Here is a 10,736-nt window from a genome sequence, read left to right on the forward strand (position 1 = left end):
CGGCAGCAGCCGCGTGGTGAACTCCGCCGCTTCGACATCGCGGAACTCGGCATGTGCCGCCGGGACGACATCGGTCACCGCGCCCCACGCCGTCGCGAGCGCGGCGCGCACCTCCGCTTCGAAGCTGGCGTCGCGCTCCGGGTCGTCGGGATCGCCCGCGAAGGCCCGCGGCGGCCGCCCCGGGTAGATCCACGCGCACGCGACGACGATCCGATCGACGGATCGGGCGTCGACACGAACGCGAAGATGGGGCGGACGCGGAGAAGGCACCTCGACGCCGGCTCCGGCGTGCACCGGAAGACGGCGCGCGATGAGCGGTGCGTGGTCGCGGAGGAACTCGCCCGCATCCGCCGGCGGCACGTGCACCGAGCCGCCGACGGTGAGGAGACGCCTTGTCACGTCGTCGAGGTGCGCGGGCGCCAGCACGAGGAGGGGGGCGCCGTCGATCACGCGGTAGCCGTAGAGACCGGAGGCCGCCACGGGGCGGAGGGCTTCGCCCGTGAAGGACTCCCCGTCGATCGAGATGTCGGCGCACAGGCGCAGGCCGCCGTCTTCGACGCGCTCGATGCGCAGAGCGGCCTGCGTCTGTCGCGCGAGCATCACCCGACGATCTGCGGCCGTCCCGACGAGCGGGATGCCGACGTCATCCGCCGAGGCCAGATGCGGCCACAGCAGGCCGGATTCGATCGTGTCCAGCACCAGCCACTCCCCGAGATCGGAGTAGGTGGCGAGGGTGCGCACCTCCCGCGCGATGCTGTGGAGCTCGGCGAACCACCTCGCCTGGTCCGCCGACCACGGTCCCCCCGGTCGTCGGAGCGACTCCCAGCTCACGTCGCCGCGGATCCACGATCCTGCCGCCGCGCCACGCACGGCCGGCCGAAGCCCGACCGCGACGTCGTTCGCGCGTCGCAGCAGGCCTCCGCCGGTGGCCGGCTCGAGTCTGCTCGGTCCCCACTGCCCCGTCCGGGTGCGCAGCTTCAGGTCGACGAACAGAGCCAGCCGAGTCCCGTCCGAGATCTCCTCCGCAGGCGCGACGATCCTGCGCCAGTTTGACCCGGGCTGGTCACCGGCAGGCGAAGGTTCGACGGCGGAGGACACCGCATCATCCTCTCCCGAAGCGCGGACACCGGTCAGGACGAACGGGCCACCCGCGCGAGAATGCCGTGGACGAAGGACCCGGAATCGTCGGTGGAGTACTCCTTCGCCAGCTCGACGGCTTCGTCGATCGCCACGGCCGTGGGCACCTCGTCGTTGTAGAGGATCTCCCACACGCCGATGCGCAGAAGGGCGCGGTCGACGGCGGGCATGCGCGCCAGCGACCAGTCGCGCGCGTGCGTCGTGATCTGCTCGTCGATCTCGTCGCGGTTGTCGATGATGCCGTCGACGATGTCACGCGCGTACAGCCACGACGACTCCCGAGCGGGCTCGTTCGCGGCTCGACGCGCTTCCACGGCGAGCATCGCGGGCAGGTCGTCTCCGCGGACATCGCTCTGGAACAGGATGTCCAGCGCGCGCTTGCGGGCTTTGGTGCGTGCGCTCATCCGCGATCAGTTCACGCGGCCCAGGTAGTCACCCGTGCGGGTGTCCACCTTGACCTTCGTGCCCGTTTCGAGGAACAGCGGCACCTGGATCTCGTATCCGGTCTCCACCGTGGCGGCCTTCGTGCCCGCCGAGGAGCGGTCGCCCTGCAGACCGGGCTCGGTGTAGGTGATCTCGAGCACGACCGAGGCGGGCAGGTCGAGATACAGCGGCGTGCCGTCGTGCAGCGCGATGGTGACCTGCTGGTTCTCCAGCATGAAGTTGGCCGCGTCACCGACCGTCGCGGCGGGCACGTTGATCTGGTCGTAGTCGGCCATGTCCATGAACACGAAGCTCTCGCCGTCGTTGTAGAGGTACGTGTAGTCCCGGCGATCGACGTTCTGGATATCGATCTTCGCGCCCGCGTTGTAGGTGCGGTCCACGACCTTTCCCGAGACGACGTTCTTCAGCTTGGTCCGCACGAACGCGCCGCCCTTGCCGGGCTTGACGTGCTGGAACTCCACCACGCTCCAGAGCTGTCCGTCGATGCTGAGCACGACGCCGTTCTTGATGTCTGCGGTGGATGCCATGAGGAGGAGAGTCCGTTCGTTGAGAGGTCGCGGGGCGCGCGGGGCGCTGGTCCGACGTTCGATTCTAGAGGATGGCGGCGCGCGGCGCCGGTCAGCCGTCCGCCTGGCCGGCGATCACGGCGATCAGGCGGCGCACGGCGGTTGCGTATCCATGCACGCCCTCGCCGATCACGTGGACCACGGCGACATCGGCGACATAGGAGTGGTGGCGGAAGCTCTCGCGGGTGCGCACGTCGGAGATGTGCACCTCGGCGACCGGCAGGGCGACGCCGGAGAGCGCGTCGCGCAGGACGACGGAGGTGTGAGTGAGTCCGCCGGGGTTGATGACGATTCCGGCGCAGTCCTCCCGCGCGTCGTGGATGGCGTCGATCAGCACGCCCTCGTGATTGCTCTGCACCGCGCGCACCTCGAAGCCCGACTCGGCCGCGGCGTCGGCGGCGAGCCGTTCGGCGTCGGCGAGCGTCGCGGACCCGTAGATCTCAGGTTCGCGGGTGCCGAGCAGGTTGAGGTTCGGTCCGTTCACGATCAGAAGGCGGCGGGCGCGACCGGCCGTGCTCATTCGCCGACCTCCTGGTAGGCGGCGAACAGCAGCGACTCGTCCGGTGCCTGCAGGACCGTGGGCTTCGCGATGTCATCCAGCACGATGAAGCGCAGCATCCCGGCGCGGCTCTTCTTGTCCCGCTGCATCGTCGCCAGCAGCTGACTCCAGGCGCCGGCGCGATAGCTCATGGGCAGCCCGAGGGAACCGAGGATGTCGCGGTGACGCTGCACCGCGGCATCCGGGAGCCGCCCGGCCAGACGGGACAGCTCGGCGGCGAACACCATGCCGACCGATATCGCGGCGCCGTGGCGCCACCGGTAGCGCTCGGCGTGCTCGATCGCGTGACCGAGGGTGTGACCGTAGTTGAGGATCTCGCGCAGTCCGGCCTCGCGCAGATCGCTCGATACGACGCGCGCCTTCATCTCGATCGCCAGTTCGATCGTGCGTCGGAAGGCCGCGCTGCCGGGGTCGACGACCGCCCGGGGGTCTGCCTCGATCAGGTCCAGGATCTCCGGTGCCCAGATGAAGCCCGCCTTGACGACCTCGGCGTACCCTGCGACCCGTTCGTGCTCGGACAGCGACTCCAGCAGGTCGAGATCGCACAGCACCGCGTGCGGTGGCCAGAAGGCGCCGACGAGATTCTTGCCTTCGGCGGTGTTGACGCCCGTCTTGCCGCCCACGGCCGCATCGACCATGCCGAGCACGGTGGTCGGCACCTGCACGACGGGCACCCCTCGCAGCCAGGTGGCCGCGACGAAACCCGCGAGATCCGTGACCGCTCCCCCGCCGAACCCCACGACGGCGTCGGTGCGGGTGAAGTCCGCCTGCCCGAGCACCTGCCAGCAGAACGCCGCCACCTCGATCCGCTTGCCCTGTTCGGCGTCGGGGATCTCGGCCAGCAGCACCTCACGATCGCCCATGAGCTGCCCGCGGAGCCGCTCCGCCTGCGCGGCGAGCGTCGGCGGGTGCACGATCAGCACCTTGCGCGCAGCGGCGGGCAGGGTCTCGCCGAGCCGGGACAGCACCCCGCGCCCCACGGTCACGTCGTACCCGGCGTCGCCGGACACGGAGATCGTCGTCACATCGCTCATTCGTCCTCCTCCTCGCGCGCCCACGTCACGATCGCATCCACGACACGCTGCAACGGCCCGTGCGACGTGTCGAAGGTGCGATCGGCGAGCCGCCGATAGACCGGTTCCCGTTCGCGGAAGATCTGCTCCCAGCGCGCCCGCGCGTCGTCGCCGCCGAGCAGCGGCCGGTCGGTGCCCGCCACGCGCGCCGCGACCACGCGGGGCTCCACGGTCAGCAGCGCGACGCGATGACGTGCGAGGTCACGCTGCGTGTCGGTGTTCAGCACCGCGCCGCCGCCGAGCGAGACGACGCCGCCGCGCGCGAGTCCGCTGGCGACGGCCTCCCGCTCCCACGCGCGGAACGCAGGCTCGCCGTGCTCCGCGAAGATCGTGTCCATGGGCCCGTGCTCACGGACGACGGCGATGTCGCTGTCGTAGAAGCGTCGTCCGAGAGCCTTCGCCACCCGGCGACCGACGCTCGTCTTGCCGGCGCCCATCGGACCGATGAGCACGAGGGCGCAGCGCGTCATACGTCCAGCAGCGCGCCGTCGCTGACCGCGGTCGTCCGGAGCGTCGCGGGGATCGCCGCGACGAAGGCCTGCAGGTTCCGGCGCGTCTCGGCCACGCTGTCGCCGCCGAACTTCTCCAGAACCGATTCGGCCAGCACGATCGCCACCATTGCCTCCGCGACCACACCCGCGGCCGGGACCGCGCACACGTCGGAGCGCTGATGGTGAGCCGACGCCGTGTCGCCCGTGCTCACATCCACCGTGCGCAGCGCGCGCGGAACCGTGGCGATGGGCTTCATGCCGGCCCGCACCCGCAGGGCGGTCCCGGTGGACATGCCGCCCTCGGTCCCTCCGGCTCGGTCGCTCGACCGCGTGATGCCGTCGTCGGCGACGAACAGCTCGTCGTGCGCCTGCGAGCCGCGCCGACGCGTGGTCTCGAACCCGTCGCCGATCTCGACGCCCTTGATGGCCTGGATGCTCATCAGGGCCTGGGCCAGCTTCGCATCGAGCTTGCGGTCCCACTGCACGTGGGAGCCGAGCCCCGGGGGAAGCCCGTAGGCGAGCACCTCGACGATGCCGCCCAGGGTGTCGCCGTCCTTCTTGGCCGCGTCGACTTCCTCGACCATACGTCGGCTCGTCTCGGCGTCGAAGCACCTCAGCGGATCGGCGTCGAGGGCCTCGACGTCATCAGGGCTGGGCACCGGAGCGTCCTCGGGCACGCGGACCGGGCCGATCGACAGGGTATGGCTGACGAGCCGGATGCCGAGCTCGGACAGGAACGACCGGGCGACCGCTCCGAGCGCGACGCGTGCGGCGGTCTCGCGGGCGCTCGCCCGCTCCAGGATCGGCCGGGCCTCGTCGAAGCCGTACTTCTGCATGCCGACGAGGTCGGCGTGCCCCGGGCGAGGGCGCGTGAGGGCCGCGCCGCGCCCGCGGGAGCGCTCGGTGAGCTCGACCGGTTCGGCGCTCATCACCTCGACCCACTTCGGCCACTCGGTGTTGCCGATCCGGAGCGCGATGGGGGAACCGAGACTCATCCCGTGCCGCACTCCCGCGGAGATGTTCAGCTCGTCCGCCTCGAACTTCATGCGAGAGCCGCGTCCGTAGCCGAGTTTGCGGCGGGCGAGATCGGTCTGGATCGCATCACGGGAGATGGGGACGCCGGCGGGGAGTCCTTCCATCATCGCGACGAGTTCGGGGCCGTGCGATTCGCCGGCCGTGAGCACGCGGAGCATGCGACTAGTCTCCCACGACCGCGCGCCGCATCGCGGCGACCACGATCGGTTCGTCGGGGAGCACCGCCTCGGGGTCGCCGTCCCGGAAGATGCGGACCTGCCGGACCGCCTGGTGCAGCAGCATCCCGAGTCCGGAGTGGGCGGGGAGGGCGGCGTCCTGCCATGCGCGTGCCAGGGCGGTCGGCCAGTGGCCGTACACGGCGTCGAAGAGCGTGCCCCCGGTCGCGGCCAGGCGCGCTGCCGACGCCGCATCGACGACGGCGTCGCCGGGCAGCGTCGCCACCGTCAGCGGCACGTCCCCGTCGGGGTCGTCCAGGGGTCCCGGACGCACCCGCACGCCGACGCGATCACCGAGCTCGACCAGCGGCGCAACGGATTGCGGTCGCCGTGCGAGCACCTCGACCCGATCGACGCCGGCATCGCTCAGGGCCACCAGCGCCGACGTCGCCGTCGCCCCCGCGCCGATGATCCGAGCATGGTCGATGCCGCCGCACCCGATCTCTGCCAGCGCGGCGACGATTCCGCCGATGTCGGTGTTGAAGCCGACCGGGCCCGACGCCTCGAACAGATACGTGTTGACCGCACCGGTCAGGCGCGCGCCGCGGTCGACCCGGTCCGCAGCGGCGAATGCCACCTGCTTCAGCGGCATCGTCAGCGACAGTCCTCGCCAGGTCGCGTCCAGCGACGCGACCGCGGCAGCGAATCCGGCGTCGTCCACTCGGCGTCGGTCGTACTCCCACGCCAGCCCGAGCGCGTCGTAGGCCGCACGGTGCATCTGCGGCGATCGACTGTGCGCGATCGGATCGCCCCACACGGCCAGGCGGTGTGCGGTCAGCACCCCGAGTCCGGGTTCTCGCTGCACCATGCCCGCCACTGATCAACCGCGGCGAGATGATCGGCGTACGTGTTGGTGAAGACGGTCTCACCGGTGTCCAGATTGACCGTCACGAAGTACAGCCACGGGCCTTCCGCGGGATGCATGGCGGCGTCGATCGCGACGTCGCCGGGGTTGGCGATGGGACCAATCGGCAGCCCGGGGTGGACATAGGTGTTCCACGGGTTGTCGTCGGTCAGCGCCTCCTCCGACGAGCTGACGGTCCCGTCGTCCTCACCGATCCCGTACTGCGCCGTCGAATCCATCTCGAGCCGACCGAAGGTCTCTTGGTTGTCCGGAGCGAGACGGTTCTGGATCACTCGCGACACCTTGTAGAAGTCCTCCTCCTCGCGGGCTTCGCGCTGAATGATCGAGGCGATGGTGAGGATCTCCTCGCGATCGGCCTCGGGCACCCCGGCGGAATCCAGCGAGGCGACGGTCCGGTCCACCATCGTCTGGATGACCTCGGTCGCAGAGGTGTCGGGGTCGAATGTGTACATCGCCGGAAACAGCCATCCCTCCAGGCTGTCCGCGGAGACACCGTACTGCGAAGGATCGGCGATGGCCGCCTCGAAATCCTCCAGCGGGATGCCCGTTCCCTCCGCGAGGAGAGGGAGCGACTGATCCACCGTCAGCCCTTCGGGCAGGAGTGCGGAGTTCTCGAGCTTGTTCTCGGGGTTCTCGAGCGCCTCGAGGGCCGCCTCAGAGGTCATCATCTGCTGCAACTGGTAGACACCCGGATAGAACGTCGGGTTCTGGCCGGTGTCCACGAGCATGTCGTAGAACGCATCGGGTGTCTTCGTCACGCCGGCGTCGTAGAGCGCTTGGGAGATCGGCCCGCCCGTGTCGCCGGCCGAGATCGTGACGAGCGCTTCGCCGGTGGCCATGCCCGGCTCGTAGTCCGCCGGCTCCTGCCACCCCATCACGTCGCGGATCTGCTCTTCGTAGGTCGTCCAGACGTAGTAGCCGGTTCCCGCCAGGCCGCCGAGCAGCACCAGGACGACGCCGAAAGCGATCCATCCTCCGATCCGGCGACGGCGCTTGTTCGGCGGCGGTGGTGTGGATCCGAAGTCTTCCGTGCTCCCCTTGCCCGCGAAGAGATCGTCGAGAGTCTCCCGGGACGCCGGGGCATTCGTGGGAGCCTGCTTCGGAGGCTCTGCCACCGCCGACGGGGCCTGCGATGGCTGTGGTGTGCCCGACTGCCGGGCTGCCGCCTCGCGAGCGGCACGACGAGAGGTGGGCGGAGGAGACGTCGGTTCCGACGGCGAGTCCGGGGTGACGCGGGATGGGTCAGGCGCCGTCGCGAGGTCATCCGCGCCCGCCGCGGACTCGCGTCGACGCGGGTCGGGAAGCTTGTCGAACAGGTCCGCGAAGGGATCATCGAAAGACGACGACTGTGGCATCAGATGGGCTCCTGCACCGGGGGGACGGGTGAGCCTGGGGGGCGACCGGTGCTCTTCTCGACCTCGAGGGCCTGCTGAAGCAGGACCACCGCGGCGACTTGATCCACTATCGTACGAGACCTTTTCTGCGACCGCCCGGAGAGCCGCAGGGCGGCGTGCGCCGAGACGGTGCTCAACCGCTCGTCGACGAGCCTCACCGGTGGTGCGTCGGCGGCGGCGACGGCCGCGGCGAACTCCCGCGCGTCCACCGTCGAAGCGGTGTCCTCGCCGCGCAGGTTCAGGGGCAGACCGACCAGGATCTCCAAGGCCTCGAGCTCGGTCGCGATCTCCCGCACACGGGCGACCGCTCGGTCGTCTCGGGCGACCGTCTCGACCGGAGTCGCGAGCATGCCGTCCGGGTCGCAGCGCGCGACGCCGACGCGTGCACGGCCGACATCGATGCCGAGCCGCACGCCACGCCGGAACGAGCTCATGCGCTGCGCAGCGCCTCGACGACGGACGCGAGCGCCGCTGGGACCACCGCGATGTTCGTGCCGCCCCCCTGCGCGACGTCGTCCCGACCGCCGCCTCCGCCGCCGAGGATCGCCGCTGCGCCCTTCGCGAGCGAGCCGGCCTTCGCGCCATCCGCCCGCGCGGCGTCGTTGGTGGCGACGACGATCGTCACCCTCTCACCGACCGCGGCGGCCAGGGCCACAACGGCAGGGGTCGAACCGAGGCGGTCTCGAACCTGGAGCGCGAGGGTGCGAACGTCGTCGGCCGAGCCGGCCGAACCGATGGCTTCGGCGACGACACGGAACGCGCCCACCTGCTGCGTCTGCTCGACGAGCGACGGCGCACGGTCTGACAGGGCCTTCGCCTCGAACGCCGCGATCTTCTTCTCCGCCGCCTTCAGGCTCGCCGAGAGTTCGGCGATCCGCGCCGGCAGCTGCTCCCGCGGGGTTTTCAGCGACGTCGACAGCTGCGAGACCAGCGCACGCTCCGCGGCGAGTTGCCGGAAGGCATCCTGCCCGACCAGAGCTTCGACGCGCCGGTTCGAGGCACCGACCGAAGCTTCACCGACCAGGCTGATCAACCCCACCTCCGCGCTGGCGGACACGTGGGTGCCACCACAGAGCTCTCGCGACCAGGGGCCGCCGATGTCGACCATGCGAACGGTGTCACCGTACTTCTCGCCGAAGAGCGCCATCGCCCCGAGCTCCTTCGCCTCATCCAGCGGGAGCACACGCGTGGTCACCTCGAGGTTGTCGCGCACCGCGTTGTTCGCGATCTCCTCGATCTCGGACTTCGTCGCGTCCGACAGCTGCTGCGCCCACGTGAAGTCGAATCGCATATAGCCCGCCCGGTTCAGCGACCCGGCCTGCGTCGCCGACGAACCCAGGGTGTCCCGCAGCGCCGCGTGGACCAGGTGCGTGGCCGAGTGGGCCTGACGCGCGGCGCGCCGATTGGCGGCATCGACGACCGTCGTCGCCGCCGAACCCACCCCGACCTCACCGGTGGCGACCTCGACCGTGTGGCTGATCAGGCCGGGGACCGGCCGCTGCACGTCGATGACGTCGAGCTCGAAGCCGGGGCCGACGATCACCCCCTTGTCGGCGACCTGCCCGCCCGACTCGGCGTACAGCGCCGTCTCGGCCAGGATGACCTCCGCGACCTGGCCCGAAGAGGCCCTGTCGACCGACACGCCGCCGACCAGCACACCCAGCACCGTGCTCTCGGTCTCGAGATCGGTGTAGCCGGTGAACACCGTCTCGCCCTTCGCGCGGAAGTCGCGATAGACACTGTGATCGGCGATCGCGCGCTTGCGGCTCCGGGCGTCGTCCTTCGCACGCTGGCGCTGCTCCTGCATGAGCGTGTCGAAGGCCGAACGGTCCACCTCGAGGCCGGCCTCCTGCGCGATCTCGACGGTCAGATCGATCGGGAACCCGTAGGTGTCGTGCAGCAGGAACGCCTCGGAGCCGGACAGCGTCGTGCCGCCCGCGTCCTTCGTGTTCGAGACCGAGAGGTCGAGGATGGTCGATCCCGACGCGAGGGTGCGCAGGAACGTCTCCTCCTCCGCGAAGGCGTACGCGGACAGCCGTCCGTAGTCGCTCTGCAGCTCGGGGTAGGAGGCCTTCATGGCGTCACGAGACGCCGCGAACAGCTCCGGGAACGTGGCTTCCTCGACGCCGAGCAGACGCATGGCACGGATCGCGCGGCGCATCAGACGCCGGAGGATGTAGCCGCGACCCTCGTTGGAGGGCGTCACGCCATCCGACAGGAGCATGAGCGAGGAGCGCACGTGGTCGGCGATGACGCGGAACCGCACGTCGTCCTCGTGGTCGGCGCCGTAGCGCCGGCCCGAGAGCTCCACCGCCCGGTCGAGCACCGGCCGCACCTGGTCGGTCTCGTACATGTTCTCGACACCCTGCTTCAAGAACGCGACACGCTCGAGCCCCATGCCCGTGTCGATGTTCTTCTGCGGCAGGTCGCCGACGATGTCGAAGTCGAGCTTCGAGCGCACGTTCGTGATGGCGTACTGCATGAAGACGAGGTTCCAGATCTCCACGTAGCGGTCGTCGTCGGTCGCCGGTCCGCCGTCGATGCCGTACGCAGAACCGCGGTCGAAGAAGATCTCCGAGCACGGTCCGGCCGGCCCCGGCTGCCCCGTGCTCCAGTAGTTGCTGTCCTTGCCCAGACGCTGGATGCGGTCGGGCGAGACGCCTGCGACCGATCGCCACAGCGACTCCGCCTCGTCGTCGTCCTCGTAGACCGTGACCCAGAGATCCTTCGCATCGAAACCGAGACCGCCCTCGCTGTCGCTGCGGGTGAGCAGCTCCCACGCGTAGCCGATCGCGCCTTCCTTGAAGTAATCCCCAAACGACCAGTTGCCGAGCATCTGGAAGAAGGTGCCGTGCCGCGGCGTCTTGCCGACCTCTTCGATGTCGTTGGTGCGGATGCACTTCTGCACGTCGGCCGCTCGGGGGTACGGGGCGGGGACGACACCGGTGAGATACGGG

The 10,736-nt window shown here is 70.1% G+C and carries 10 protein-coding genes and 1 pseudogene; all 11 read right to left on the reverse strand.

The annotated features are described in order from the left end of the window. Positions 1 to 1,098, reverse strand: a pseudogene (locus B4E30_RS02650) (DNA/RNA helicase); the annotation flags it as partial. Between the two features lie 32 nt (positions 1,099 to 1,130). Beyond that, positions 1,131 to 1,541, reverse strand: coding sequence for a transcription antitermination factor NusB (gene nusB, locus B4E30_RS02655; RefSeq protein ID WP_071043487.1), 411 nt, complete (start codon positions 1,539 to 1,541; stop codon positions 1,131 to 1,133). 6 nt (positions 1,542 to 1,547) lie between these two features. Next, positions 1,548 to 2,108 carry an elongation factor P gene (efp, locus tag B4E30_RS02660; RefSeq protein ID WP_071043486.1) on the reverse strand — a complete coding sequence of 187 codons (561 nt, stop codon included), beginning with the start codon at positions 2,106 to 2,108 and terminating at the stop codon, positions 1,548 to 1,550. 91 nt (positions 2,109 to 2,199) lie between these two features. After that, positions 2,200 to 2,667 carry a type II 3-dehydroquinate dehydratase gene (gene aroQ, locus B4E30_RS02665; protein WP_286793366.1) on the reverse strand — a complete coding sequence of 156 codons (468 nt, stop codon included), beginning with the start codon at positions 2,665 to 2,667 and terminating at the stop codon, positions 2,200 to 2,202. After that, entirely contained in the window at positions 2,664 to 3,740 is a 1,077-nt protein-coding gene (aroB, locus tag B4E30_RS02670) for a 3-dehydroquinate synthase (protein WP_286793367.1), read from the reverse strand. Before aroB ends, aroQ begins: the two co-directional genes overlap by 4 nt. Then, positions 3,737 to 4,249 (reverse strand): shikimate kinase, encoded by a 513-nt coding sequence (locus B4E30_RS02675; RefSeq protein WP_286793368.1) that lies wholly within the window; start codon positions 4,247 to 4,249, stop codon positions 3,737 to 3,739. Before B4E30_RS02675 ends, aroB begins: the two co-directional genes overlap by 4 nt. Next, a complete protein-coding gene (gene aroC / locus B4E30_RS02680) occupies positions 4,246 to 5,463 on the reverse strand; it encodes a chorismate synthase (protein WP_286793369.1) in 1,218 nt (405 codons plus the stop codon). Before aroC ends, B4E30_RS02675 begins: the two co-directional genes overlap by 4 nt. Before the next feature lie 4 nt (positions 5,464 to 5,467). Then, positions 5,468 to 6,328, reverse strand: a complete 861-nt coding sequence (locus B4E30_RS02685) for a shikimate dehydrogenase (RefSeq protein ID WP_286793370.1) — start codon at positions 6,326 to 6,328, stop codon at positions 5,468 to 5,470. After that, complete coding sequence (gene mltG / locus B4E30_RS02690; protein ID WP_286793371.1) at positions 6,295 to 7,500, reverse strand: endolytic transglycosylase MltG; 1,206 nt, start codon at positions 7,498 to 7,500, stop codon at positions 6,295 to 6,297. The genes B4E30_RS02685 and mltG overlap by 34 nt, the downstream gene beginning before the upstream one ends. Before the next feature lie 239 nt (positions 7,501 to 7,739). After that, on the reverse strand, positions 7,740 to 8,213 hold the full coding sequence (ruvX, locus tag B4E30_RS02695) for a Holliday junction resolvase RuvX (RefSeq protein ID WP_286793372.1): 474 nt from the start codon (positions 8,211 to 8,213) through the stop codon (positions 7,740 to 7,742). Then, positions 8,210 to 10,736 (reverse strand): alanine--tRNA ligase (gene alaS, locus B4E30_RS02700; protein WP_286793373.1); only part of this gene is annotated, 2,527 nt, incomplete at its 5' end. The genes alaS and ruvX, both read right to left, overlap by 4 nt.

Origin of the sequence: Microbacterium sp. UBA3394 (genome assembly GCF_002358725.1) — a bacterium.
GTDB classification, from domain to species: Bacteria; Actinomycetota; Actinomycetes; order Actinomycetales; family Microbacteriaceae; genus Microbacterium; species Microbacterium luteum.